The organism is Cupriavidus sp. LA-1 (assembly GCF_055385985.1).
In genome coordinates this window covers 684,678-709,215 of record NZ_AP031388.1, presented here as the reverse complement: position 1 = coordinate 709,215, position 24,538 = coordinate 684,678, and the positions used below count along the sequence as shown (strand labels likewise).

At 68.2% G+C, this 24,538-nt stretch carries 21 protein-coding genes and 1 pseudogene; 13 read left to right on the top strand and 9 right to left on the bottom strand.

Translation table 11 applies throughout. From position 1 onward, the window contains the following. The first annotated feature begins 70 nt into the window (after positions 1-70). Entirely contained in the window at positions 71-1,171 is a 1,101-nt protein-coding gene (locus ACZ5MJ_RS22310) for a Rieske 2Fe-2S domain-containing protein (protein ID WP_464225830.1), read from the top strand. A gap of 26 nt (positions 1,172-1,197) precedes the next feature. Further along, positions 1,198-1,989, top strand: coding sequence for an SDR family oxidoreductase (locus ACZ5MJ_RS22305; protein ID WP_464225829.1), 792 nt, complete (start codon positions 1,198-1,200; stop codon positions 1,987-1,989). A 127-nt stretch (positions 1,990-2,116) separates the two neighbouring features. On the opposite strand, the gene ACZ5MJ_RS22300 is transcribed toward ACZ5MJ_RS22305, so the two are convergent. Beyond that, the gene (locus ACZ5MJ_RS22300) at positions 2,117-3,244 is read right to left on the bottom strand and encodes an acyl-CoA dehydrogenase family protein (RefSeq protein ID WP_464225828.1); all 1,128 of its coding nucleotides are present in this window, start codon (positions 3,242-3,244) and stop codon (positions 2,117-2,119) included. A gap of 13 nt (positions 3,245-3,257) precedes the next feature. After that, positions 3,258-4,451 carry an acyl-CoA dehydrogenase family protein gene (locus ACZ5MJ_RS22295; RefSeq protein WP_464225827.1) on the bottom strand — a complete coding sequence of 398 codons (1,194 nt, stop codon included), beginning with the start codon at positions 4,449-4,451 and terminating at the stop codon, positions 3,258-3,260. 344 nt (positions 4,452-4,795) lie between these two features. On the opposite strand from ACZ5MJ_RS22295, the gene ACZ5MJ_RS22290 reads away from it, so the two are divergent. From ACZ5MJ_RS22290 to ACZ5MJ_RS22280, 3 genes and pseudogenes are all read left to right on the top strand, one after another. Continuing rightward, a complete protein-coding gene (locus ACZ5MJ_RS22290) occupies positions 4,796-6,316 on the top strand; it encodes a class I adenylate-forming enzyme family protein (RefSeq protein WP_464225826.1) in 1,521 nt (506 codons plus the stop codon). A 57-nt stretch (positions 6,317-6,373) separates the two neighbouring features. Beyond that, positions 6,374-7,345: a Bug family tripartite tricarboxylate transporter substrate binding protein gene (locus tag ACZ5MJ_RS22285; protein WP_464225825.1), complete on the top strand. Its 972-nt coding sequence runs from the start codon at positions 6,374-6,376 to the stop codon at positions 7,343-7,345. An 865-nt stretch (positions 7,346-8,210) separates the two neighbouring features. After that, positions 8,211-8,399: pseudogene (locus ACZ5MJ_RS22280) on the top strand (helix-turn-helix domain-containing protein); the annotation flags it as partial. Between the two features lie 62 nt (positions 8,400-8,461). Here ACZ5MJ_RS22280 and ACZ5MJ_RS22275 read toward each other — a convergent pair. From ACZ5MJ_RS22275 to ACZ5MJ_RS22255, 5 genes are all read right to left on the bottom strand, one after another. Next, positions 8,462-9,328 carry an HTD2 family dehydratase gene (locus ACZ5MJ_RS22275; protein ID WP_464225824.1) on the bottom strand — a complete coding sequence of 289 codons (867 nt, stop codon included), beginning with the start codon at positions 9,326-9,328 and terminating at the stop codon, positions 8,462-8,464. 42 nt (positions 9,329-9,370) lie between these two features. Next, a complete protein-coding gene (locus tag ACZ5MJ_RS22270) occupies positions 9,371-10,195 on the bottom strand; it encodes an HpcH/HpaI aldolase/citrate lyase family protein (protein ID WP_464225823.1) in 825 nt (274 codons plus the stop codon). A 10-nt stretch (positions 10,196-10,205) separates the two neighbouring features. Next, positions 10,206-11,588: an MmgE/PrpD family protein gene (locus ACZ5MJ_RS22265; RefSeq protein ID WP_464225822.1), complete on the bottom strand. Its 1,383-nt coding sequence runs from the start codon at positions 11,586-11,588 to the stop codon at positions 10,206-10,208. Positions 11,589-11,661: 73 nt separating this feature from the next. Next, entirely contained in the window at positions 11,662-12,861 is a 1,200-nt protein-coding gene (locus tag ACZ5MJ_RS22260; protein ID WP_464225821.1) for a CaiB/BaiF CoA transferase family protein, read from the bottom strand. A gap of 9 nt (positions 12,862-12,870) precedes the next feature. Then, on the bottom strand, positions 12,871-14,040 hold the full coding sequence (locus ACZ5MJ_RS22255; protein WP_464225820.1) for an acyl-CoA dehydrogenase family protein: 1,170 nt from the start codon (positions 14,038-14,040) through the stop codon (positions 12,871-12,873). 271 nt (positions 14,041-14,311) lie between these two features. Between ACZ5MJ_RS22255 and ACZ5MJ_RS22250 the strand changes: the two genes are divergently transcribed. Next, complete coding sequence (locus ACZ5MJ_RS22250; protein ID WP_464225819.1) at positions 14,312-14,818, top strand: DUF2628 domain-containing protein; 507 nt, start codon at positions 14,312-14,314, stop codon at positions 14,816-14,818. A 34-nt stretch (positions 14,819-14,852) separates the two neighbouring features. Here ACZ5MJ_RS22250 and ACZ5MJ_RS22245 read toward each other — a convergent pair whose 3' ends face one another. Beyond that, positions 14,853-15,755, bottom strand: a complete 903-nt coding sequence (locus tag ACZ5MJ_RS22245) for a LysR substrate-binding domain-containing protein (RefSeq protein WP_432262098.1) — start codon at positions 15,753-15,755, stop codon at positions 14,853-14,855. Positions 15,756-15,945: 190 nt separating this feature from the next. On the opposite strand from ACZ5MJ_RS22245, the gene ACZ5MJ_RS22240 reads away from it, so the two are divergent. From ACZ5MJ_RS22240 to ACZ5MJ_RS22230, 3 genes are all read left to right on the top strand, one after another. Continuing rightward, positions 15,946-16,860, top strand: a complete 915-nt coding sequence (locus tag ACZ5MJ_RS22240; RefSeq protein WP_464225818.1) for an SDR family NAD(P)-dependent oxidoreductase — start codon at positions 15,946-15,948, stop codon at positions 16,858-16,860. After that, positions 16,860-18,104, top strand: a complete 1,245-nt coding sequence (locus ACZ5MJ_RS22235) for a CaiB/BaiF CoA transferase family protein (RefSeq protein ID WP_464225817.1) — start codon at positions 16,860-16,862, stop codon at positions 18,102-18,104. Before ACZ5MJ_RS22240 ends, ACZ5MJ_RS22235 begins: the two co-directional genes overlap by 1 nt. A 136-nt stretch (positions 18,105-18,240) precedes the next feature. Then, a complete protein-coding gene (locus tag ACZ5MJ_RS22230) occupies positions 18,241-18,447 on the top strand; it encodes a DUF6494 family protein (RefSeq protein ID WP_464225816.1) in 207 nt (68 codons plus the stop codon). 8 nt (positions 18,448-18,455) lie between these two features. On the opposite strand, the gene ACZ5MJ_RS22225 is transcribed toward ACZ5MJ_RS22230, so the two are convergent. Continuing rightward, the gene (locus ACZ5MJ_RS22225) at positions 18,456-19,619 is read right to left on the bottom strand and encodes an AraC family transcriptional regulator (RefSeq protein ID WP_464225815.1); all 1,164 of its coding nucleotides are present in this window, start codon (positions 19,617-19,619) and stop codon (positions 18,456-18,458) included. 321 nt (positions 19,620-19,940) lie between these two features. Between ACZ5MJ_RS22225 and ACZ5MJ_RS22220 the strand changes: the two genes are divergently transcribed. The 4 genes from ACZ5MJ_RS22220 to ACZ5MJ_RS22205 are packed head-to-tail and all read left to right on the top strand — an operon-like array spanning position 19,941 to position 24,501. Next, complete coding sequence (locus tag ACZ5MJ_RS22220) at positions 19,941-20,933, top strand: Bug family tripartite tricarboxylate transporter substrate binding protein (RefSeq protein WP_464225813.1); 993 nt, start codon at positions 19,941-19,943, stop codon at positions 20,931-20,933. 35 nt (positions 20,934-20,968) lie between these two features. Then, positions 20,969-22,681, top strand: a complete 1,713-nt coding sequence (locus ACZ5MJ_RS22215; RefSeq protein WP_464225812.1) for a long-chain fatty acid--CoA ligase — start codon at positions 20,969-20,971, stop codon at positions 22,679-22,681. Between the two features lie 34 nt (positions 22,682-22,715). Further along, complete coding sequence (locus ACZ5MJ_RS22210; RefSeq protein WP_464225811.1) at positions 22,716-23,699, top strand: Bug family tripartite tricarboxylate transporter substrate binding protein; 984 nt, start codon at positions 22,716-22,718, stop codon at positions 23,697-23,699. A gap of 22 nt (positions 23,700-23,721) precedes the next feature. Then, complete coding sequence (locus ACZ5MJ_RS22205) at positions 23,722-24,501, top strand: enoyl-CoA hydratase/isomerase family protein (protein ID WP_464225810.1); 780 nt, start codon at positions 23,722-23,724, stop codon at positions 24,499-24,501. Positions 24,502-24,538: the final 37 nt, after the last annotated feature.

Here is a 24,538-nt window from a genome sequence, read left to right as displayed (position 1 = left end):
TGAGACGATGAGCGGCCGGCCAGACGCTCTTATCTTGAAGGTCCCACGGGAATTCAAGGAGACAGACGCCATGACCGCTGACGGCAACCAGACTGGCTACAAGGCCGGCTACAAGATCGAATCACGCCCGCCCGAGGCCCGCTACGCGCGCGGCTGGCATTGCCTTGGCCTGGCCGATGCGTACCGCGACGGCAAGCCGCATACCCTGAATATCTTCGGACAGCGGCTGGCGGCCTTTGCCGACTCGACCGGCGCCATTCGCGTGATCGACGGCTATTGCCCGCACATGGGCGCCGACCTCAGTACCGGCACCGTGCAGGGCGACACCCTGGTGTGCCCGTTCCACGGCTGGCAGTGGGGCGGCGACGGCGGCTGCAAGTCCATCCCCTACTGCAAGCGCGTTCCCCCCAAGGCGCGTATCGGCGCCTGGCAGACCAGCGAGCAGAACCGGCTGCTCTTCATCTGGCACGATCCCGAAGGCCGTCCGGCACCCGCCGAGGTGGCGATTCCGCGCATCGAAGCCTGCTTCTCGCCGGAGTGGTCGGACTGGGCCATCGACGAGATGGTGATCAACACCAACTGCCGCGAGCTGGTCGACAACATCTCCGACATGGCGCATTTCGGCACGGTCCATGGCGCTCCGGTGGATTACTTTGCCAACCTGTTCGAAGACCACAAGGCCACGCAGCTGATGATCGGGCGCAGTGCCCGGCTCTCGGGCGATGCGCGCCTGACGGCGCTGTCGACGTATTTCGGGCCCGCGTACCACATCACCGACATGAGCGGCCAGATGGGTGACCAGCGCATCGAGTCGATCCTGCTCAACTGCCATGTGCCGATCGACCAGAACAGCTTCGTGCTGCGTTACGGCGTGCTGGTGAAGAAGATCCCGGGGCTGTCCGAGGAACAGAACCGTGCCATGGCGCAAGCCTACGTGGACCAGGCCCGCGGCGCCTTCTATGAGGACGTGGTGATCTGGGACAGCAAGATCCGCATCGACAACCCGCTGCTGTGCGAAGGCGACGGGCCCATGTACCAGATGCGTGACTGGTACCAGCAGTTTTATACGGACGTGGAGCAGGTGCGGCCGTCCAGCGTGGCGCGGCGCGTGGTCGAGCTGAACCCGGGCGGCATCGAGCCGCCGGCGCTGCGGCATGTGTTCGAGGCCTGACGGAAACCTTCACGGAACCCAAGCACATGAAAACCGTAGTCATTACCGGTGCCGCGTCGGGCATGGGCGCGGCCGTGCGCCAGCGCATGCTTGCCGACGGCTGCCGGGTCATCGGCATCGACCTGCGCGATGCCGACATCCTTGCCGACCTGTCCAGCCAGCCGGGCCGCGCTGCCGCGATCGACGCCGTGCTGTCGCGCTCGGGCGGCCGCATCGACCAGCTGGTCTGCTGCGCTGGCCTGGGTCCGCATGTCGAACCCGCCACGCTGGTGGCATCGGTCAACTACTTCGGCGTGGTGGCGCTGCTGGATGGTTTGTTCGAGGCACTGCGCCAGGGCTCGGAGCCGTGCGCCGTGGTGGTGTCGTCCAATTCAGCCACGCTTCAGTCCTGGGAGGGCAGCCCGCTGCGCGATGCCTACCTTGCCGGCGACGAGTCGGGCGTGCGCGCGATGGTGGACGCCGCCGCGGCGGCGGAAGCCACCCGCGACCAGGCTGGCTATATCGCCTATGCCAGCTCCAAGCATGCGGTGGCGGCGGCCGCGCGGCAACGCGCGGCGGCGTGGGGCCAGGCCGGTGTGCGCCTCAACGTGGTCGCGCCGGGCGCGGTGGAAACGCCGTTGCTGCAGGCCGGCCTGAAGGATCCGCGCTATGGCGACGCCATCCGTGATTTCCTGCCGCCGCTGGGGCGCCGTGCCCAGCCTGAAGAGGTGGCCGCGCTGATCGCCTTCCTGTGCGGGCCGCAGGCGGCCTACATCCATGGCAACGTGGTGTTCATCGACGGCGGCCTGGATGCCGCGCAGCGTCCGCTGGCCTTCTGAGCCACGCATCCGCAAGGGGACACGGCGGCTCAGGTTGCCGGCAATGCCTGCATGCTGCCGTGTTTCTCCCCCTAACCCGCTTTGAACCGCCTCCCGGAAGCCGGAGACAACTTCCGGGGGCCGTTCACTAGGCTTCCATCACTTCGCCGAAGCGCTGCAGGTGGTAGTCGCTGTCGCCCAGCAACTGGTCCAGCATGGTCAGGCGCTTGAAGTAGTCGCCCACCGACAGCTCATCGGTCATGCCCATGCCACCGTGCAGCTGCACGGCCTGCTGCCCGACAAAGCGCCCGGCGCGGGCCACCGTGACCTTGGCCGCGGACAGCATGCGGCGGCGGGCGGCGGGATCGGTCTCGTCCAGCGCCTGGGCGGCCACATAGGCCATCGACAGCGCCAGCTCCTTCTGCACCAGCATGTCGGCCATGCGGTGCTGCAGCGCCTGGAAGCTGGCCAGCGGCTTGCCGAACTGCTGGCGCGTGCCGAGATACTCGCCAGTGATCTGGATCAGCTTTTCCATCGCACCGGCGCCCTCGGCGCACAGCGCGGCGATGCCGTGTTCCAGGCCCACGCCCAGCGCAGCCAGGCCGTCGGCGGGCTGGCCCACCAGTGCGCTGGCCGGCACGGTGACGTTCTGCAGCGACAGGTCGGCGGCGCGCAGGCCGTCGATGGTGGGATAGGCGGTAACGCCCAGGCCCTTGCTGTCGCGCGGTACCAGGAACAGCGCGATCTCGTTGCTGCCCGCCACGCGCGCAGTGAGCAGATAGGCATCGGCGGCGGCGCCGTGCCAGACCACGCTCTTGGTGCCATTCAGCACATAGCCGTCGCCGCTGCGCTCGGCGCTGGCGCGGGCCGATTCCGGACGGTAGCGGGTGGTGGGCTCCAGGTAGGCCAGCGTGACGATGCGCTCGCCCGAGGCGATCGCGGGCAGCCATTCTTCCTTCTGCGCGGCGCTGCCATGGGCGGCGAGGATGGCGGCGGACATCACGCCGCTGGGCGTGACGGGCTCCAGCACCAGGCCGCGGCCCAGTTCACGCTGCACCACCAGCTGGCTGGCGGCGCCTTCGCCGAAGCCGCCGAAGTCGGCCGGCACGGTCAGGCCCAGCACGCCCATTTCGGCCAGCTTGTTCCACACGCCGCGATCCAGGCTTGCGCCCGCGCGCGCGCTCTTGCGGCGGGCCTCGAAGGTGTATTCGGTATCGATGAAGCGACGCAGGCTGTCTGCCAGCATCTGTTGCTCTTCGCTGTAGGTGAAGTCCATGTCAGCTATCCCTTCAGAAACCCAGGATCATCTTGGAGATGATGTTCTTCTGCACTTCGGTCGCGCCGCCGTAGATCGAGGTCTTGCGCATGTCGTAGTACGTGGAGGCGGCGGGCGCGGCCCAGTCGGGGCCTGCCACCGGCTGCGCCGCGCCGGGCTCCAGCCAGTCCGGCGAGTACGGCCAGGCGTTGGGGCCGGCCACTTCCATCATCAGCATGGCCAGGTCCTGCTGCACCTCGGAGCCACGGATCTTGACGATCGAGGCCTCGGGGCCAGGGGTGCCGGCGGCCTGCGTGGCGACGCGCAGCAACAGCATTTCCAGCGCCATGATGTCCATCTCGACGCGGGCAATCTTGTCGCGCATGCGCACGTCTTCAATCAGCGGGCGGCCGGCGCCGTCGGTGGCCTGGCTGGCGTAGTGCTTGAGCAGGCGCAGCTCGCGGTTGCAGTGGCCGATACCGGCAATGCCGGTGCGCTCATGGCCGAGCAGGTACTTGGCATAGGTCCAGGCGCGGTTTTCTTCGCCGACCAGGTTCCCGACCGGCACCTCCACGTCCTCGAACCAGGTCTCGTTGACGTCGTGGCCGCCGTCGAGCGTCTTGATCGGGCGTACCGTCACGCCCGGCGACTTCATGTCGATCAGCAGCATCGAGATGCCTTCCTGGGCCTTGGCCTCGGGATCGGTGCGCACCAGGCAGAAGATCCAGTCGGCAAAGTGGGCCATCGTGGTCCAGGTCTTCTGGCCGTTGACGATGTACTTGTCGCCCTTGCGCACCGCGCGGGTCTTCAGCGAGGCCAGGTCGGAGCCCGAGCCCGGCTCGGAATAGCCCTGGCACCAGAAGTCGTCGACATTGGGGATACGCGGCAGGAAGCGCTGCTGCATCTCGGGGCTGGCGTACTTCATCAGCACCGGGCCGATCATGGTCAGGCCGAACGGCAGCATGCGCGGCGCACCGGCGCGGAAGGTCTCGATCTCGAAGATCAGGCGCTGCAGCGCGGTCCAGCCGGTGCCGCCCCATTGCCTGGGCCAGGTCGGCGCGCCCCAGCCGTGCGCGTTCAGGATGCGGTGCCAGCGGACGTAGTCGTCCTTTTCCACGCGCTGGTGGCTGAACACCTTGTTGCGGATGTCTTCCGGCAGGTTGGCCTGCGCAAACGCGCGGACCTCCTCGCGGAAGGCCTGTTCCTCGGCGGTGAAACGCAAATCCATCTCAATGTCCCCTGTGGTACGCGGGCCGCGCGGCGCTTGCATGCAGCTGGATTGTGCAATGCGGCATTGCCGCGGCCCTCACTGTGCCGGCCGATTGTAGGGGCCGGGCGCGATTCCTTGCTTTATCAATGGTAAAGCCGTCCTTCGTGGAGGCGGAACCACCTGTGCCGGGTGGTGGCGCGGCGAACGGCAGTGGGGCCAGTGGCGTTGACGAATACGGCCTTAGTGAATTCCAAATGGCTCCGGCGCGGGGCTTGCCGCAAACTGATGCAGCCAGTTTCATGCGGATGGGTGCATTCCACCGCATATCCGACTCAGCCTGCATCGAGAGATCCACCAGCACCATGTCTTCTTTTCGCCCGCAATATATCCACGAGATCCCCCGCCACTGGGCCACGCAGACGCCGCAGGCCCCGTGCCTGTACGAGAACGGCGCCGTCATCAGCTACGGCGACCTGTGGCGGCGCATCGAAGCCGCCCGTGACTGGCTGGCGGCACAGGGCGTGGGCGAGGGCGACCGCGTCATGGTGGTTGGCGAGAACTGCAACGAGATGGTGGTCACGCTGTTCGCCAGCAGCCTGCTGCATGCCTGGCCGATCCAGGTCAATGCGCGCCTGTCCGCGCGCGAGATCGACAATATCCGCGATCATTCGCAGCCGGTGCTGGTGCTCTTCACCGGCCATGTCTCCGACGTGGCCGCGGCGCACGGCGAGCGGCTGGGCGCGCAGGCCACCGGCTGCACGGTGTTCGATGCCGGCATGCGCGTGGCGCGCGCGGCTACCGCGCCGCGGCGCGAGCCGGCCGAGCTGGCCCGCCGCGTCGCCACGCTGATCTATACCTCCGGCACCACCGGCGCGCCCAAGGGGGTGATGGTGCCGCATGCGGGCCTGACCCAGTTTGCGCGCATCTCTGCCACCTCGCGCGCCATGGGTCCGGCCGACGTGGCCTACGGCGCGCTGCCGATGTCGCATATCTTTGGCATCGCCACGGTGCTGATGGCCACGCTGTATGGCGGCGCCAGCCTGTTCCTGCGCCCGCGCTTTGACGCCAATGAAGTGTTCGAGGCGCTGGTGTCGCCCGGCGTCACCATCCTGCAGGGCGTGCCGACCATGTTCACGCGCATCATGGCCGTGGCGCCCGCGGTCGGGGTGAAGGCCGGCGCCTATCCGCGCCTGCGCTATCTCTACACCGGCGGCGCCCCGCTCGACCCCACGCTCAAGCGCGACGTGGAGACCCTGTTCGGCCAGCCGCTGCACCACGGCTACGGCATCACCGAGTACGCCGGCTCGCTCTTCATCACGCGCATGGACGCGCCGCGCGCCGACTGCTCGGCCGGCCATATCGTCGAAGGCGTGGAGATCGGGATCACCGATGCCGAAGGCAAGCCGCTGCCCGCCGGCGAGCGCGGCCAGATCCGCGTGCGCGGCCCGGGCGTGATGCTGGGCTACTACCGCAACCCGGAGCAGACCGCCGAGGCGCTGCTGCCCGGCGGCTGGCTCAATACCGGCGACCTCGGCTACCTGGATGCCGACGGCGCGTTGTTCATCTCCGGCCGCTCCAAGGACCTGATCATCCGCTCCGGCTTCAATGTCTACCCGATCGAAGTCGAATCGGTGATCAACGCTTTCCCCGGCGTGCGCCAGTCGGCCGTGGTCGGACGCACCACCGGCGACGGCAACGAGGAAGTGGTGGCCTTCATTGAAATGCAGGACGGCGCCGCACTCGACCGCAAGGCGCTGGACAGCTACCTGCGCGACAGCCTGGCCCCGTACAAGCGCCCGGCCGAGGTCCGCACCGTCGACGTGATTCCGACCACGGCGAGCGGCAAGCTGCTCAAGCAGCCGCTGCGCGCCATGCTCGACTAAACGCCCGGCGGGCCTGCCGGCCCCGGGGCACTACAGCCATACCTGGAGGAGACAACGATGAAGACATGGACGACACTGGCAGCGCTGACCACCACGCTGCTGCTGCAGGGCGCGGCATGGGCCGCGGACGCTTATCCGTCGCGGCCGGTCAAGCTGCTGGTGGGCTACGCGCCCGGCGGCCCGGTCGATACCGCGGCGCGCATCTATGCCGAGCAACTGGGCCGCGTGCTCAAGCAGCCGGTGGTGGTGGACAACCGCGCCGGCGCCAGCGGCGCGATCGCCGCCGACATGACGGCCAAGGCGACGCCGGACGGCTACACGCTGTACTTCGTCGCCAGCCCGACCATGACCATGACCCCGCTGATCCAGCACTCGGTCAACTTCAACCCGGTCAAGGACTTCACCTATATCGGCCTGATTACCGACTACACCAACGTGCTGCTGGTGAACAAGGATTTCCCGGCGAAGAACGTGGGCGAGCTGGTCGATTACGCGCGCAAGCATCCGGAAGGGGTCTCGTTCGGCTCCGCCGGCGTGGGGGCGTCCAATCACCTGTCCGCGGAACTGCTGGCGCAGATGAACAGCGTGAAGATGCTGCACGTGCCGTACAAGGGCAATGCGCCGGCCATGGCCGATGTGATGAGCGGCAAAGTCACGTTCATGTTCGATATCACCGGCACGGCCATCGGCCATATCAACGGCGGCAAGGTGCGCGCGTTGGCGGTCACGTCGAAGACCCGCAACCAGGCGCTGCCGAACGTGCCGACCATGATCGAGTCGGGGCAGAAGGACTATGACCTGACCGGCTGGTATGCGCTGGTGGGGCCGCAGAAGCTGCCGGCGGATGTGGTGGACAAGCTGGTCAAGGCGCAGAAGGCGGCGGGGGAGGATGCTGGTTTCCGGCAACGGATGGCGGCTGGGGGGTATGACGTCAATATCAGCACGCCCAAGGCGCTGGGGGATCGGATTCAGCGGGAACTGGCGTTGTGGGGTGGGGTGGTGAAGACGGCGAAGATTCAGGCGGATTGAGGGGGGAGGGGGCTGGGCTTCCTGCCCGTTAGCTTGGTTATGTCGGTCGGGTTCGATGTTGTCGTAGGTTTTACCGCCTGGTTCCGCCCTGCTGGGCGGGTCACTTTTTGTCCGAGCGACAAAAAGTAACCAAAAAACGCGTCGCCTCAGGCGGCTGGCCACCAATTCCTCGGCGTTGGTAGTTCCAGCGGCGGTGATTTCCGGTCGATGGGGTTGGTGGTTCGACCCTGCTACGCACCCTGTCTGTGCCCACATCAACGGACTATTGGACGAACCCGACTTTAGGCTATTGGCAGCCTGCTAAGCACGGCGTCGGTCGGACGCCTTCGGCTGCGCTACGCGCACGCCCTAACGTGGCAGAACCAGCGGCCACGTCCTGATTTTTTTCTTTGGCCCGGCATCATTGTCGACAACGACGTGCGAGCGCAGCGACGCACTCCGTGCCCGAGCCCCCGACCTGCGATACTGAGTGCGCGCAGCGCAGCCGTAGGCGTCCTACCGATAACCTCGTTAGAAGGCTGCCAACAGCCTAAAGTCGGGTTCGTCCAATAGTCCCTGGACGCAAGGCACATCCCGGGAGCGTAGCAGGCCTGAACCACCAACCCCACCGAACGGAAATCACCACCGCTCGAACCACCATCGCCGAGGAATTGGTGGCCAGCCGCCAGAGGCGACGCGTTTTTTGGTTACTTTTTGTCGCTCGGACAAAAAGTGACCCGCCCAGCAGGGCGGAACCAGGCGGTAAAACCTACGACAACATCGAACCCGACCGACATACCCAAGCAAGCCAACGAGCAGGAGCCCCGCCGCCTTCGCCAAGTCGTGGCCCGAGCCCGCAATAGTCCGCTACGTGGAGTTTGGCAGCATGGCCGAACTGGCGGCATGGATTGAGCAACACCACCTGAAACAGGCAGAGGCCGCCGAGATCCTGATGGTGTCTCGTCCGCGCGTGTCGGACGTAGTGAACCGAAAGACGGCCAAATTCACCATCGACACATTGGTTGAGATGTTGAGCCGCATTGGCAAGCCCGTGCGCCTGGCAATCGGCCGGTAAGCCAGGGGCACGCAGTAGCGGCGCGGCGCAACCCTGGCAAACGTATCCGCGGCCCTTACCTCTTACCCCTCCACCTCCGCCCACCCCTGCATCGCCTGCCCGCCCGCATCATCCCCCGTCCACAGCACCAGCCGCCCAGCCTGCGCCGGATCAGCCGCACCCCCGACGATGATAGTGTCCTGGTCAAACAGCGGCGCCAGCCCGCGGAAGCCGAAGCGGCGCACGCACGCCTGCGGTTGCTCGCGCGCCACCAGGTCCAGCATCAGCATGGCCTGCATCGGCCCGTGCACCACCAGGCCGGGGTAGCCCTCTACGTCGCGCGTGTACTGGCGGTCGTAGTGGATGCGATGCCCGTTGAAGGTCAGCGCCGAATAGCGAAACAGCATCACCGGGTCCGCCTGCAGCGTGCGCTGCCATTGCGCGGTCTGCTCCAGTCGGGGGCGCGGCGGCTGCGGTTTGGTCGGGTCGGGCATGGCGCGGTAGACGATATCGTGGCGCTCGTTGACCGCGGTCTTGCCGTTGACGGTCAGTTCGTGGTCGACGGCGACAAACCACAGTTCACCGGTGCGGCCGGTCTTGTACTGCACGTCCTTGATGGTGGAGGTGCGCGTGACGGTATCGCCGATATGCAGCGGATGGCTGAAGGTCAGCTCGCTGCCGGCCCACATGCGGCGCGGCAGCGGCACCGGCGGCATGAAGCCGCCGAGGGTGGGATGGCCGTCGCGGCCGATGTCGCGCTGGGGTGCGCGCGGCAGGAAGTAGAGCCAGTGCCACAGCGGCGGCAGCGGGCCGGCGGCAACTGCCTCGGGGTCGAGGTCGAAGGTGGCGGCGAGCCCGATGACCGGTTCCGGCGACAGCGTTTCGGTGCGCGATTCGCTGCGGCCGATCCAGCCGCGCAGGCGTTCGAGTTCAGCAGTGGCGTCAGTCATGACAGTAAGCCTTGTAGTGCGTGAAGGTTGTCGGACGGCGGGCTATTGCGCCAGCGCCAGCAGCCGGCGGGCCTGCTCGATCACGGGCCGGTCGACCATCTTGCCATCGACCTGCACCGCGTGGCTGCCGCCGGCGGTGGCGTCCAGCACGCGCCGGGCCCAGTCGAGCTGCTCGGGGCTGGGCAGGAAGCCTGCGCGGACCGCGCCCAGCTGCGCCGGGTGGATGCAGAGCTTGCCGGCAAAGCCGAGTTCGCGGGCATAGGCGACGTCGCTGGCCAGCACGGCTTCGTCTTTCAGTGCGGTGGTCACGCCGTCGACCGGCGGCGGCAGCCCGGCCACGCGCGAGGCCAGCACGATGCGCGCGCGCGCAAAGGCGAGCGCGTCGCGCGTGTGGCTGCAGCCCAGGTCGACCGCATAGTCGAGCGAGCCGAAGGCAAGGCGCGCGACGCCGGTGGCCGTGGCGACGCCGTCGATCTGGTGCAGGCCGAGCGCGGTCTCGATGATGGCGACCATTTCGCCCTGCGGGTTGATCGCGTGCAGGGCCTGCGCGATGGTGGCCAGTGCCACGGCATCCTCGGCCTTGGGCACCAGCAGGCCGGCCAGCGCGGTGCCGGGCGGCAGCGCGCGCAGCCAGGCCAGGTCGGCGGCAAAGGCGGGCGAGGCGCTGTCGTTGATACGGACAAAGGCGTTGGCGGCGGGCCGGCCGCCCAGCCACGCGGCGATGGCTTCGCGCGCGGCAGGCTTGGCCTCCGGATGGACCGCATCCTCCAGGTCCAGGATCAGCACATCCGGGCCCGCGGCCGCGGCTTTGTCAAAGCGTTCCGGCCGGTCGCCCGGCACGAACAGGTAGGTGACTGCAGTAGGCATGGCGGGATTCTCAGCGTGCTGCGGGCAGCCAGTCGTTGACATTCGGGGCCTGCTCCAGCGCCCAGACGCGCTGGATGATGGCGCGCATCTCGGCCTCGCTCGCGCCGTGGCGGAACGCGCCCAGCTGCAGCGCCTTGGCTTCCAGCTCCGGCCGAGACAGCGTGTTGTCGGGATCGCCCTTGGGCACGTCGACGCGCGCAGCCAGGGTGCGGCCGTCGTTGGTCTTCACGGTCACGCGGCCGATCCACTGGCGCGGGTAGGCGGCATTGATCTCGGCATCCAGTTCCATGTCGACCTTGCCGCGGAAGGCGGCCACCTTCGGGTCCTGCAGCGCATGCTGCTCGAACTCGCCCAGGCCCGCATGGCCGTGCACGGCCACCAGCCCCAGCACCGTGCCCATCGAGAACTTGGCCTGGTGGATGGTTGTGGGGTTGACCACGGGGCCAAGCACGTCGATGGCGCCCTGGTGCACGTGCGTGGTGACGCTGGCGACCTGGTCGGCGCTGATGCCTTCGCGCTGCATCAGCGCCTTGAGCGCGTCGGCGGCCGGGTGCGTATGGCGGCACGAGGCGAAGAACTTGAACGAGGTCTCGGCGGTGGCCCAGCGTGTGCCCAGGCCGTCGGTCAGGCAGGCGGGGTTGGCATCGCTCGACATGCCTGCGGCCATGCCCTGTGCGCCTTCCAGGATCTGCCTGGCGCCGGTGAAGCCGGCGCGCGCGAGCCAGGCCGACTGCAGGCCATCGGCCGCGGCCTTGGCGGTGTGCAGCTGCTTGGAGTCGGCGGCGTCGCGCAGGAATTCCCACAGGCCCGCGGCCTGCGTGCCGGCCGAGCCGAGCGCCTGGTTGATGCCTTCGGCATCCAGCCCGTAGAGTTTGGCCACGGCCGCGGCGGCGGCCAGCGTGCCGACCGTGCCGGTGGTGTGGAACACGCGGTAGTGCGAACGGCCCATGAACTCGCCGATGCGGATGCCGGCCTCATAGCCGGCGATCGAGGCCAGCAGCACTTCGGCGCCGGTCTTGCCTTCGGCTTGCGCGGCGGCCACCACGGCGGGGAACACCACCGCGGCCGGGTGCAGCACCGAGCCGTTGTGCACGTCGTCCTGCTCGACCACGTGCGAGGACGCACCGTTGATCAGCGCGGCAAAGTAGGGCGAGGTGCGGCGGCGGTCGACCAGGACTTCGGCATCGCCTTGCGCCGGGCCCATGGCCGCGGCGAATTCCTGCAGGCGGCGCACGGCCGGGGCGTCCTTGCCGGCGATGGCCGAGGCGATCCAGTCCAGGAACAGGTCCTTGGTGCGCTCGACCACGGGCGCGGGCACGTCGGCCAGCTTGAGGTTGGCCAGGAAATCGCAAAGCTGGCGGGTCGGGTAGGTGGTGTCTGCGGGTTGGCTCATGCCGGCTCCGGAGATTGAATAGGGACTTGCGGAAAGGAAAAGGCGCCCGGTCTTCATGGGCGCCGGCATTGGCTCAGATGGTCTGCTTGTCCGCCAGCGCGGCGATGTCGCTGTCGGCGTAGCCGAGCTCGGCCAGGATCTGGCGGCTGTGCGCGCCCAGCGCGGGCACGTCGCCCATCACCGGTTCCACGCCCGACAGGTTGGCCGGCGGCAGCAGCGCGCCGATGGTGCCGCCGGGCACCGCAACCTCGCGCCAGCGGTTGCGGGCGGCCAGTTGCGGGTGGTTCCAGACGGCCTCGATATCGTTCATCGGCGCGTTGGCGATCTGGGCGGCGTCCAGCAGCGCCTCGGCTTGCGATACGGTCATCGAGGCAAAGCGTTGCTCGATGATTTGGGTCATCGCAGGGCGGTTCCTGACCCGGCCGGAGTTGGTGGCGAAGCGCTCATCCTGGAGCAGTTCGGGCTGCTCCAGCACCTTCTCGCAGAAGGCACGCCATTCGCGCTCGTTCTGCAGCCCGAAGATCACGCTGCCGCCGTCGCCGGTGCGGTGCACGCCATACGGCGCGATGGCCGGGTGCGAGGCGCCGAAGCGCGCCGGCGGCGTGCCGCCGTAGTGGCCGAAGTAGAGCGCGTAGCCCATCCATTCGGACAGGGATTCGAGCATGGTGACCTCCACGCGCACGCCTTCGCCGGTGCGTCCGCGCTGCAGCAGCGCCGACAGGATGCCGGTATAGGCGTACATGCCGGCGGCGATGTCGGCAATCGAGATGCCCGCGCGCGAGGGCTCGTCCGGGCCGCCGGTGATGCCGATCAGGCCGGCCGCGGCCTGGATCAGCAGGTCGTAGGCCTTCTTGTCGCGATAGGGGCCGGCATCGCCATAGCCCGAGATATCGCACACGATCAGCTTGCCGTAGCGCGCGTGCAGGGTGTCGAAGTCCAGGCCCATGCGCGCGGCGGCGCCCGGGGCCAGGTTCTGCACCAGCACGTCGGCGTCGGCCAGCAGCTGGTGCAGCACCGTCTGCGCGGCTTCCTGCTTCAGGTCCAGCGTCAGGCTTTCCTTGCCGCGGTTGAGCCAGACGAAGTGCGAGGCCTGGCCGTGCACGGTCTCGTCATAGCCGCGGGCAAAGTCGCCCGCGCCGGGGCGCTCGACCTTGATCACGCGCGCGCCCAGGTCGGCCAGCTGGCGCGTGGCGAAGGGCGCGGCCACGGCGTGCTCGAGCGAGACCACGCGGATGCCGTCGAGCGGACGGATGCCTTTGGGGGAGAGGGACATGTAGGGTTCTCAGAACGAACGCGGCAGCTCAAGCACATGCTCGGCCACGTAGGACAGGATCAGGTTGGTCGAGATCGGCGCCACCTGGTACAGGCGCGTCTCGCGGAACTTGCGCTCGATGTCGTACTCGGCGGCAAAGCCGAAGCCGCCGTGCGTCTGCAGGCAGACGTTGGCCGCTTCCCAAGAGGCGTCGGCGGCCAGCAGCTTCGAGATATTGGCTTCCTTGCCGCACGGCTTGCCGGCGTCGAACAGCTGCGCGGCCTTGTAGCGCATCAGGCTGGCGGCCTCGACGTTGATATAGGAGCGTGCGATCGGGAACTGCACCGCCTGGTTCTGGCCGATGGGGCGGTCGAACACGATGCGGTCGCGCGCGTAGTTGCTGGCGCGCTCGACAAACCAGTAGCCGTCGCCGATGCATTCGGCGGCGATCAGGATGCGCTCGGCGTTGAGGCCGTCGAGGATGTACTTCAGGCCCTGGCCTTCCTCGCCGATCAGGTTTTCGGCGGGGACTTCAAGGTTGTCGAAGAACAGCTCGTTGGTCTCGTGATTGACCATGTTGCGGATCGGCTTGACCGTCAGGCCCTTGCCGATGGCATCGCGCAGGTCCACCACGAACACCGACAGGCCTTCCGACTTGCGCTTGACCTGGTCCAGCGGCGTGGTGCGCGCCAGCAGCAGCATCAGGTCCGAGTGCTGCACGCGCGAAATCCACACCTTCTGGCCATTGACGATGTACTTGTCGCCCTGGCGCACCGCGGTGGTCTTCAGCTTGGTGGTATCGGTGCCGGTGGTGGGCTCGGTCACGGCCATCGACTGCATGCGCAGGTCGCCCGAGGCGATGCCCGGCAGCCAGCGCTGCTTCTGCGCTTCGGAGCCGTGGCGCAGCAGGCAGCCCATCACGTACATCTGGCCGTGGCAGGCGCCGGAATTGCCGCCGCTGCGGTTGATTTCTTCCATGATGACCGAGGCCGCGGTCAGCGACAGGCCCGAGCCGCCATAGGCCTCCGGGATCAGCGCCGACAGCCAGCCCGCCTGGGTCAGCGCCTGGACAAAGGTTTCAGGGAATGCGTTCTGCTCTTCCACCCGTTGCCAGTATGCCGAATCGAAGCCGGCGCAGAGATCGCGCACCGCCTCGCGGATTTCGGGGTAGAGCTGGTCTGGATCCTGGTGTGCGTGCATGGGCTAGCCCCGGGTCAATTTGAACTGGGACCATTATTCCCGAGCCCCCGGCATGCTGAAATTCGGATTTGCAAAAGAGCGGCTTAGCTGGGCCGGAAGCGGGGAGACGAGGCCGCATGCGCCGGTCTGTGCGCTTGCCTACCAATATCTGCCATTTCCGACGGCAATGCGCGCCAGCGCACGCCGCCCGCGCGCGACGCGCCCTTATGCTGTGGCACGGGCTGCGCGGTGATCTAAAGGCGCAGCCGCGGCAGAGCAGGAGGAGGTTGGCATGACAGCATCGATCCGTGACGACGCGGCAATGGCCGCATTCGTGGGCCCGCGTTACGCGTACTACAGCGGCCGCTGGTCCCTGGCCGAGACCCGCGGCGGCATGTCTTGGAACTGGGCGGCCTGCCTGCTGGGCCCGTTCTGGATGGCCTACCGGCGCATGTACTGGCAGGTGGGAGTCTATGCGCTCATCGTCGGCGCCGAGCCGGTGCTGCATGCGCTGTTCGGGCTGAAGCTGCCGATGGCGGGCCGGCCGCTGCTGTATGCCATGGCGCTGCTGCTGGGCATGTATGGCAACGAGCTCTACCGGTGGCATGCCGAAGCCACCATCCGGCGCCTGCGCCAGTACCACTATTCGCCCGAACTGGTGAACGATTCGCTGGCCCGCTGCGGCCGCACCAGCTGGCCCGGCGTGTTCGCCATGGGCCTGCTGCTGCTGGCGCTGGTGGTGTCGCTGCACCCGCTGGCGGGGCTGTTGGCGCACGCCGGCGGGCTGGCTGGCGGCTGAGCCTCGCCGATCTCACTGATCTCGCTGAGCGCGCTTACACCGGCTCGCGCGCCGCGTCGACCAGGTACTGGATCAAGGTTTCCGCAAACTGGGGCAGTTCGCGCCCGGGCCGGCGGACCAGGCGCAGTTCGCGCTTGGCCCATTCGTCCTCCAGCTGGATAAAGCGCAGCACCTTGCGGCTGGCGTAGCGGCGCGCGCAGCTGTTGGGCACGATGGCGATGCCAGCGCCGGCTTCGACCATGCGGCATACCGCGTCGAAGCTGCCGACCTGGATGCGCAGGCTGATGCGCTTGCCCATGCCGCCAGCAATGCGGTCCAGGAACGACTGGATCGCGCTGAACTGGTTCAGGCCGACAAAGCGGCAGGTATCGAGCAGGTCGGCGAAATGCAGCCGCTTGAACGCCGGCAGCGGATGGTTGACGGGCGCGATCACGATCAGCTCGTCGCTGCACAGGTGCATCGCGTCCAGGTCCTGGGTGGCGACCTCGCCGGCGACGATGCCAAGGTCCGCGGCGCCGGCGCTGATGGCCGACACGATTTCCTGCGACAGGTGCTCTTCCAGCTCGATGTCCACGTCCGGGTTCTCGCTCAGGAAGCGCGATACCCCGGTGGCCAGGAAGGAGTTGGTGGCGGTGGTATTGGCCAGCAGCCGTACCCGGCCCTTGACCCCCTTGGCATAGGGCCGCAGGTCTGAGTGCAGGCATTCGAGCTCGCGGAAGACCTCGCGCGCGTGGCGCAGCAGCGCGTCGCCCGCCGGCGTGAGACGCACGCCCTTGACCTGCCGGATCAGCAATTGTGTCTGGAACGCCTCTTCCAGTTGCTTGATCCGCGTGCTGGCAGCGGGCAGCGACAGGAAGCTGCGCTCGGCCGCACGGGTCAGGTTCTCCGTCTCGCCGACATTCAGGAAAAGGCGGAGGTCGGTCAGGTCGTAATGCATGGGCTTCCGTCAGGCCAAAGGCCAGTTTTGTGATTCGTGAATTCCAAAGTCTTGGTCGTCAATTTATCGTATCCACTGCGGCGTGGACATCCGGATTGACCGCAGCGGCGGGCCATGGGCCCGCGGCGCAGGGGTGTTCACCGGGTTTGCGGTCGGTGACCGCACAAAAAGTATTCAGAGGAGCATCGCAATGAGCGGTTTGATGGCAGGCAAGGTCGCGCTGGTGACGGGCGCGGGTGGCGGGATCGGGCGCGGCATTGCGCTGGCAATGGCCGCCGCGGGCGCCAGGGTGGTGGTCAACGACCTGGGCGTGTCGATGACCGGCGAGGGCGGCGACGCCGGCCCCGCGCAGCGCGTGGTCGAGGAAATCCGTGCCGCCGGCGGCGAAGCCGTGGCCAATACCGACAGCGTGTCGACCTGGAACGGTGCCAATGCCATCGTGCAATGCGCGCTGGACAACTTCGGCCGCATCGACGCCGTGGTCAACAACGCCGGCAACCTGCGCGACCGCATGTTCTTCAAGATGAATGAAGAAGAGTGGCGCTCCGTGATCGACGTGCACCTGCACGGCACCTTCTTCGTCAGCCGCGCCGCGGCCAACTACTTCAAGGACCAGGAGAGCGGCGCCTTCGTGCACATGACCTCCACCTCGGGCCTGATCGGCAACCTGGGCCAGGCCAATTACTCGGCGGCCAAGCTGGGCATCGCCGCGTTGTCCAAGTCGATCGCGCTGGATATGCAGCGCTTCAACGTGCGCTCGAACTGCATCGCGCCGTTCGCCTGGAGCCGCATGACCAGCTCGATCCCGGCCGAAACCCCGGAAGAGAAGGCGCGCGTGGCCAAGCTGCAGAAGATGGAGGCCGGCAAGATCGGGCCGGTGGCGGTCTACCTGGCCAGCCCGGCTGCCAGCGAAGTCAACGGCCAGATCTTCGCGGTGCGCGCCAACGAGATCATCCTGATGAGCCAGCCGCGCCCGGTGCGCTCGGTCCATATGAGCGAGGGCTGGACGCCCGAGTCGGTGGCCGAGATCGCCATGCCGGCCATGCGCAACAGCTTCTTCAAGCTGGAGCGCTCGCCCGACGTGATCAGCTGGGACCCGATCTGATGGCGGGCGGCCAAGCCCCGGCGCGCGGCGCGCTGGCCGGCGTGCGGGTGCTGGACCTGTCGCGCATCCTGGCCGGTCCCTGGTGCGCGCAGAACCTGGCGGACCTGGGCGCCGAAGTCATCAAGGTGGAGCGGCCCGGCGCGGGCGACGACACCCGTTCGTGGGGGCCGCCCTGGCTGCCCGGCGCGGACGGGCAGCCGTCGCGCGACGCGACCTACTTTGCCGGCGCCAACCGCGGCAAGCAGTCGGTCACGCTGGATATCGCCAGCCCCGAGGGGCAGGAGCTCGTGCGCGAGCTGGCCGCGAAGTCGCAGATCGTGCTGGAGAACTACAAGGTCGGCGACCTGAAGCGCTACGGGCTGGACTATGACAGCCTCAAGGCGATCAACCCGTCCATCGTCTATTGCTCGATCACGGGCTATGGCCAGACCGGCCCGAACTCGCACAAGCCCGGCTATGACTTCATCTTCCAGGGCCTGGGCGGCCTGATGAGCGTCACCGGCGAGCGCGACGACCTGCCCGGCGGCGGGCCGCAGAAGGTGGGCGTGGCGGTGGTGGACATCTTCACCGGCATGTATGCCACCGTGGCGGTGCTGGCCGCGCTGCGCCATGCCGAACGCACCGGCGAGGGCCAGCATATCGACATGGCCCTGCTCGACGCGGTGGTGGCGGTCGGCGCCACGCCGATCATCGCCCAGCGCGTAACCGGCCAGGCCATGCCGCGCTTTGGCAACGCGCACGCCAACATGGTGCCCTACCATGTGTTCGCCACTGCAGACGGCCACATGATCGTGGCGGCAGGCAACGACGGGCAGTGGCAGGCCTACTGCCGCGGCGTCGAGCGTCCCGACCTGGCCGCCGACGAGCGCTTCGCCACCGGCCCCGGCCGCATCATCCACCGCGACACGCTGGTGCCGCTGCTCGAGGCGCATATGCGTACCCGGCCGACGGCGCACTGGGTGCAGGCGCTGGAAGCGCAGGGCATCCCGTGCGGGCCGATCAACGACTACGGCCAGGTGCTGGAAGACCCGCAGGTGCGGTATCGCGAGCTGCAGGTCGACCTGGTGCGCAAGGACGGCAGCCTGTGCCCGACGGTCAAGAGCCCGTTGCGGCTGTCGGCAACCCCGGTGCAGTACGACGCACCGCCGCCGCGGCTGGGCGAGCACACCCGGCAGGTGCTGGAATCGGTGCTGGGGCTGTCGGCCGGGCGCATCGCCAGGCTGCGCGAGCAAGGCGTGGTCTGACAGGTGGCGGGTGCCTGGCAGGCAACTGCCGGGCACCTGCTCGATCCGGCTGCACCGCGGGGCGTCTGCACAAAGTCCCCCCATCGCCTAGGCTGTCTGGGTAGCGGCCGCAAGCCGCTGTCCCCCGGAGACAGCCATGAACGAAGAGACCTTCAACCTCAGTATCCGCAAGTTCCTGAAGGTGGTCGGCGTCAGCTCCCAGCGCGAGATCGAGCAGGCGATTGCCAAGGCCCTGGCCGACGGCACGATCGCCGGCAACGAGCGATTTCCGGTGTCGGTGACGCTTGAACTGGCGGCGGTCAGGCTCCAGACGCGCTTCGATGGCGAAATCCAGCTGGAATAAGCGCTGCCCTAGGCAGCCGGCGCGGCCTCCGCGCGCATCCCCCGCATCCGGTATTCCCCTGGCGCCACGCCCGTCCATTTCTTGAATGCCCGGTGAAACGTGCTTGGCTCGGAGAAGCCGAGCCGCAGCGCCACGTCCTGCAGCGTCATGCCGGGGCGCTCCATCATGCCGATGGCCACATCGCGCCGCAGGCTGTCCTTGATGGCCTGGTAGCCGCGCCCCTCGTCGCGCAGGCGGCGGCGCAGGGTCTGGGGCGTGAGCCGCAGCAACTGTGCCATCTGCTCCAGCGAGGGCAGTTCGCCGTCCAGGTGCGAGCGCAGGTGCTGCCGGATGCGTTCGGCCAGGCAGCTGTTGTCGCGGTAGCGGACCAGCAGGTTGCGCGGGGTCTCGCGCAGGAATTCGCGCAGGCTGGCGGTGTCCTGCATCACCGGCAGGCGCAGGCTGGCGGCGTCGAAATGCAGCGCGGACAAGGGCTGGCCGTAATGCACGGCAGTCTTGAACACGCGCTCGGTCTCCGGGCCGCCCTGGGACAGGGCGGCGCTCAGGTCCACCCGCGCCAGCGGGATATGGCCGGCGACCAGCCAGCTGAGCAGCGCGTAGGCATGGAACACGAACGTCGATTCGGCAAAGCTGCGGCAGGCCGAGGCCGGCGCGCGCGGATGCAGGACCACGGTGGCGGCCTTGCCGTCGGCGCTGACATGCAGGCGCGGCGAGAAGGCGTCGATATGCAGGCGGTACAGGCGCAGCCCTGCGCGGATGGCGTCCTCCAGGGTCGCGCAGCGGACCAGGTCTCGGCATGCCTGGGCAAACACACCGGGGGGCACCGGCCGCTCCAGCAGCCCCCACAGTTCGTCGCGCATGACGCGGCGCAGCGTGCGGATCAGCGCGGCGTACTGGCCTTGCGTGACCCGGGCGCTGGGCGAGGCCAGCAGCGCCTGCGAAATCCCGGCGCGGCGCAGCAGTGCGGCCACGTCGTGGCCCAGCCGGCGCGGGCCCAGCAGGATGTGATCCACATGCTGGATCGCAATGGTATGGCGCGCCGAAGCCTGGGACGCGGCCTGGGCACGGCCGGAGGCAGGCGGGAGCCCGAGCGCGGGCGGCAGTGCGCCGCCGGCGAGGTGCGGCTTGCCCGGCACGGGCGGGCGCGGCGATGACAGGACAGCGGTGTGCATGGGTCTCCTCGTCACGGGTGACACGCCGGCGCCGGCACCGCGGAAAGGCTGGTTCCGCGGGCTTTCCCGGACGTTTCGCCACATCGTTTCGCCACCTTAGCAAGCTGCCACCGCGCCGCACAATCGGGATTTGCCAAAGCCTGCCTTCCGCCTGAGCGATTCGGCCAATCATTTTGGTTCGTCTGGTCATTGTCCACGCGCCGCAGCATCGCGCACTCTCCGGCTGAGACCTATACAAGGCCGGTACCCCGGCCCGGACGGGACCAGAAATCGGGGAAACACCCCCATCCCGCCTGACAAGAACACCAATGGAGACAACACATGCAGGCAAATCGTCGTAGTGCGTTGTGGCGCCTCGGGGCCGGGTTGCTGTCCGTGGCCGGGGGGCTGGGTGCGAGTGCCGCCTTCGCCCAGGGGCAATTCCCGTCGAAGACAGTCCGCCTGGTCGTGCCGTACCCGGCCGGCGGCGCCACCGACGTGCTGGCGCGTGCCATTGCCGACGGGCTCGGCAAGGCCTGGTCGCGCCCGGTGGTGGTGGAAAACCGTCCCGGCGCCAGCAGCATGATCGGCTCCGAGGCCGTGGCCCGCGCCGAGCCGGACGGCCATACCGCACTGCTGACGATCACCACGCTCGTGCAGGCGCCCAGCCTGTACGCGAAGCCGCCGGTGGACCCGGTCAGGGACTTGGCCCCCGTGTCCGAGCTGGGCACCACCAACCTGGTCTTTGCCGTGCACAACTCCGTGCCGGCCACCAGCCTGAAGGAATTCATCGAGCTGGTCCGCGCCAGGCCCAGGCAGTTCTCCTACGGCTCGTATGGCACCGGCTCCAGCGGCCACCTGTATGGCGAGATCTTCAAGGAGTCCGCCAGGCTGGACATGGTCCATGTCTCATACAAGGGTGAGGCACCGGAGCTGAACGACCTGCTGGGCGGGCAGGTGCCGTCCGCCATCATCTCGGTGATGGGTGCCAAGCCGCACAACGCCTCGGGCCGCCTGCGCGCGCTGGCGGTGACCGGCGGCAGCCGCTCGCCACAGTTGCCGGATGTGCCGACCTTTCGCGAGGCGGGCGTTGCCGGCATGGACGGGCTGGGATGGTTCGGCCTGTTCCTGCCCGCCGCCACGCCGCGGGCGATCGTCGACAAGTACTCGGCCGACGTCAATCGCATCCTGACCCAGCCAGAGATTCGCAAGCGCATGAACGAGATGGGCATCGTCCTGACCGGCAGCACGCCCGATGCGTTCGCGCAGACCGTCCAGGCCGACTACGTCCGCTGGGGCAAGGTCATCCGCACCAACAACATTCGCCTGGACTGAGTTTTTTCCCGACTGACCTGTATCGATTGCTGCAAATGAAGCCTGCTACCAGTACCAACCAGCCGTTCCGTTCCCCCGCGTGGCCGCCCGGCCTGCCGGCCACGCTGCATGCGCCGCGCACCAGCCTGTTCTACAACGTCGAGGCGGCGGCGCACCGCTATCCCGACAAGACCGCGATCCAGTATTTCGGCACCGCGATCACCTACCGGCAGCTGCAGGATGAAATCGAACGGATGGCGGGCTACCTGCAGCAGGCCTGCGGCATCCAGCCGGGCGACCGCGTGGTGCTGTTCAGCCAGAACTGCCCGCAGTTCATCATTGCCTACTACGCCATCCTGCGTGCCGAGGGCGTGGTGGTGCCGGCCAACCCGATGTGGCTGGAGGCCGAACTGGCCCATGTGGTGCAGGACAGCGGCGCGGTTGCCGCCTTTGCCGGCAGCGAGCTGTACCAGCGCGTGGCGCCGCTGCACGGCCCGGCGCTGCGCCACGTGATCCTGCATGACTATGGCGGCATGCTGCGCGACGACGGCGGCCTGCCTGTGCCGGCCTGGCTGCGCGAACCGGCGCCCGCGCCGCAGGCCGCGCCGTCCGGCGCCATGCCGGTGGCCTGGGACGCCGCCCGCGCGGCCGGGCACCGGCCGCTGCCACACCAGGCGGGCTACGACACGCTGTGCATGCTGGCCTATACCTCCGGCACCACCGGCAATCCCAAGGGCTGCATGCACACCCACGGCACGCTGATGACCGCGGCCGCGGGCTCGGTCATCTGGCGCGGCGCCACCCCTGAGTCGGTGGTGCTGGCGGTGGCGCCGATGTTCCACCTGCTGGGCATGCAGAACTGCATGAATTCGCCGCTCTACCTGGGCGCCACCGTGGTGCTGATGCCGCGCTGGGACCGCGCCCTGGCCGCGGACCTGATCGAGCGCTACCGCGTCTCGGTCTGGGGCGCGCCGCCGGCGATGATGGTCGACTTCTTCTCGCAGCCGGGCATCGACGCGCGCGACCTGTCGAGCCTGGCCTACGTGGGCGGCGGCGGCGCGGCCATGCCGGAGGCAGTGGCCAACATGCTGCAGGAGCGCTTTGGCCTGCCCTATGTCGAGGCCTACGGCATGACCGAGACCGCGGCCTTCATCCTGTCGAACCCGCGCAACCAGCCCAAGCGCGAATGCCTGGGCATCGCCACCTTCGGCGTGGATGCGCGCGTGGTCGATCCCGAGAACCTGCAGGAACTGCCCTGCGGCGAGACCGGCGAGATCGTGGTCCACGGCGGCCAGGTGATGCAGGGCTACTGGCACAACCCGGACGCCAACGCGGCCACTTTCATCGAGCTTGGCGGCAAGCGCTTCCTGCGCACCGGCGATCTCGGCTTCATGGACGAGGAAGGCTACTTCTTCATGCGCGACCGCCTCAAGCGCATGATCAACGCCTCCGGCTACAAGGTCTGGCCGGCCGAGGTGGAGAACCTGCTGTACGGCCATCCCGCCATCCATGAAGCCTGCGTGATCGCGGCGCGCGACCAGCGCCGCGGCGAGACCGTCAAGGCCGTGGTGGCGCTGCGCCCGAGTGCGCGCGGCACGGCCGAAGCCGACCCCGAGCGCATCATGGCCTGGTGCCGCGAGCATATGGCCGCGTACAAGGTGCCGCGCATCGTCGACGTGGTCGACGCGCTGCCCAAGTCGGCCACCGGCAAGATCCTGTGGCGCGCCCTGCAGGAGCGCGAAATGCAAGTGGACAACCCGCGCGCCTGACGCCAGCCGGGCCATCAAGAAAGAGAGAGACAGCATGCAGCAAAGCAGACGCAACTGGCTGGCACAGGCCAGCACCCTGGCCGGCGCGGCCATCCTCGGCGGCGCGGGCCAGGCTTTCGCCCAGCAGCCGTACCCCGGCAAGCCGATCCGCATGATCGTGCCGTACCCGGCCGGCGGCGGCACCGACACCGTGGGCCGCCTGATCGGCCAGCGCCTGGCCGAAAGCCTGGGCCAGGCCGTGGTGGTGGAAAACAAGCCCGGCGCCAGCGGCATGCTCGGCAACGACACCGTCGCCAAGGCGCCGGCCGACGGCTACACCCTCCTGCTGGCGATCACCGCGCTGATCCAGTCGCCGGCCCTGTACAAGCGCACACCGTACGACGTGGCCAAAGATTTCACGCCGGTCTCGCTGATCGCCAAGTCGTCCGACCTGTTTGTCGTGCCCAACCGGGTGCCGGCCAACAATATGCGCGAGTTCCTGGCGCTGGCCAAGGCCGGCAAGCTCAGCTATGGCTCCTACGGCAACGGCACCTCGTCGCACCTGCACGGCGAACTGCTCCGGCAGCAGGCCGGCATCGAGATCGCGCATATCCCTTACAAGGGCGCGGCGCCGCTGATGAGCGACCTGCTCGGCGGCCAGGTGGACAGCGCTTTTGTCGACGTGACCTCGGCCAATCCGTACCTGGGCAGCCAAAAGTTCAAGATCCTTGGCATCACCGGCACCCAGCGCTACAAGGCGCTGCCCAATGTGCCGACCTTTACCGAACTCGGCCTGCCGGGGTTCGAGCCCAACGGCTGGTTCGCGCTGTTCCTGCCGGCCAATGCGCCCAGGGATGTGACGGCAAAGCTGGCGGCCGAGACCGCGCGCATCGTGCGGCTGCCTGAAGTGACGCAGAAGCTGGCCGGCATGGGCCTGCAGCCGGTCGGGTCCGCGCCGCAGGAACTGGCGGCCGTGGTTGCCGGCGACACGCCCAAGTGGGCCAGGATCGTGCGCGACGCCAATATCCAGCTCGACTGAAACCGCCTGCTGGAGCCAACTGATGGAAACCATCCGCTTTGCCGTCGAGGACGGCGTCGCCACGCTGACGCTGGACTCGCCGGCGCGCAAGAACGCGCTGTCCCTGGCCATGCGCGACGAGATCGGCGAAGTGATTCGCCGGGTACGCGCCGACGACAGCGTGCGCGCCCTGATCCTGACCGCCGCCGGCACCGATTTCTCGTCGGGCGGCGACATCAGCTCGATGCAGGTCGAGATCCATGCCGAGCAGGGCCGCAAACGCCTGCAGAAGGTGCACGGCTGGCTGGAAGACCTGATCCAGCTCGACGTGCCGGTCATCGCCGCGGTGGACGGCGCGGCCTATGGCGCGGGCTTCAGCCTGGCGCTGACGGCCGACATCATCCTGGCCACGCCGCGCGCGCGCTTCGGGTTGCCGTTCCTGCGCATGGGGCTGGTCCCCGACTGCGGCGTGTTCTACACGCTGCCGCGCATGATCGGCCTGCAGCGGGCCAAGGCGCTGATGTTCTCGATGCGCGAGCTGAACGCCCAGGCCGCACAAGACCTTGGCATCGCCATGGAAATCGTGCCGGCGGACAGCCTGCAGGAACGCGCGCGGGCGCTGGCGCATGCCTTCACCGAGGCCTCGCCGGTGGCGGTGGGCCTGACCAAGCAGGCGCTGAACGCATCCCTGAACCAGGACCTGCACACCATGCTGGCGATGGAAGCGGACGGGCAGGGCATTGCCTTTTCCACCGCCTACCGCCGGGAGGCCGCCGACCGCTTCATGGCCAAGGAGCCGCTGCGCTACCGCTGGCCGGACTGAGCGGCCGGGCCGGCCATGCTGCTCCGCAGCATCGGTC

Coding starts and splice junctions, on each gene's coding strand:
- ACZ5MJ_RS22310 (WP_464225830.1), top strand. CDS start 71: ATGACCGCTGACGGCAACCAGACTGGCTACAAGGCCGGCTACAAGATC.
- ACZ5MJ_RS22305 (WP_464225829.1), top strand. CDS start 1,198: ATGAAAACCGTAGTCATTACCGGTGCCGCGTCGGGCATGGGCGCGGCC.
- ACZ5MJ_RS22300 (WP_464225828.1), bottom strand. CDS start 3,244: ATGGACTTCACCTACAGCGAAGAGCAACAGATGCTGGCAGACAGCCTG.
- ACZ5MJ_RS22295 (WP_464225827.1), bottom strand. CDS start 4,451: ATGGATTTGCGTTTCACCGCCGAGGAACAGGCCTTCCGCGAGGAGGTC.
- ACZ5MJ_RS22290 (WP_464225826.1), top strand. CDS start 4,796: ATGTCTTCTTTTCGCCCGCAATATATCCACGAGATCCCCCGCCACTGG.
- ACZ5MJ_RS22285 (WP_464225825.1), top strand. CDS start 6,374: ATGAAGACATGGACGACACTGGCAGCGCTGACCACCACGCTGCTGCTG.
- ACZ5MJ_RS22275 (WP_464225824.1), bottom strand. CDS start 9,328: ATGACTGACGCCACTGCTGAACTCGAACGCCTGCGCGGCTGGATCGGC.
- ACZ5MJ_RS22270 (WP_464225823.1), bottom strand. CDS start 10,195: ATGCCTACTGCAGTCACCTACCTGTTCGTGCCGGGCGACCGGCCGGAA.
- ACZ5MJ_RS22265 (WP_464225822.1), bottom strand. CDS start 11,588: ATGAGCCAACCCGCAGACACCACCTACCCGACCCGCCAGCTTTGCGAT.
- ACZ5MJ_RS22260 (WP_464225821.1), bottom strand. CDS start 12,861: ATGTCCCTCTCCCCCAAAGGCATCCGTCCGCTCGACGGCATCCGCGTG.
- ACZ5MJ_RS22255 (WP_464225820.1), bottom strand. CDS start 14,040: ATGCACGCACACCAGGATCCAGACCAGCTCTACCCCGAAATCCGCGAG.
- ACZ5MJ_RS22250 (WP_464225819.1), top strand. CDS start 14,312: ATGACAGCATCGATCCGTGACGACGCGGCAATGGCCGCATTCGTGGGC.
- ACZ5MJ_RS22245 (WP_432262098.1), bottom strand. CDS start 15,755: ATGCATTACGACCTGACCGACCTCCGCCTTTTCCTGAATGTCGGCGAG.
- ACZ5MJ_RS22240 (WP_464225818.1), top strand. CDS start 15,946: ATGAGCGGTTTGATGGCAGGCAAGGTCGCGCTGGTGACGGGCGCGGGT.
- ACZ5MJ_RS22235 (WP_464225817.1), top strand. CDS start 16,860: ATGGCGGGCGGCCAAGCCCCGGCGCGCGGCGCGCTGGCCGGCGTGCGG.
- ACZ5MJ_RS22230 (WP_464225816.1), top strand. CDS start 18,241: ATGAACGAAGAGACCTTCAACCTCAGTATCCGCAAGTTCCTGAAGGTG.
- ACZ5MJ_RS22225 (WP_464225815.1), bottom strand. CDS start 19,619: ATGCACACCGCTGTCCTGTCATCGCCGCGCCCGCCCGTGCCGGGCAAG.
- ACZ5MJ_RS22220 (WP_464225813.1), top strand. CDS start 19,941: ATGCAGGCAAATCGTCGTAGTGCGTTGTGGCGCCTCGGGGCCGGGTTG.
- ACZ5MJ_RS22215 (WP_464225812.1), top strand. CDS start 20,969: ATGAAGCCTGCTACCAGTACCAACCAGCCGTTCCGTTCCCCCGCGTGG.
- ACZ5MJ_RS22210 (WP_464225811.1), top strand. CDS start 22,716: ATGCAGCAAAGCAGACGCAACTGGCTGGCACAGGCCAGCACCCTGGCC.
- ACZ5MJ_RS22205 (WP_464225810.1), top strand. CDS start 23,722: ATGGAAACCATCCGCTTTGCCGTCGAGGACGGCGTCGCCACGCTGACG.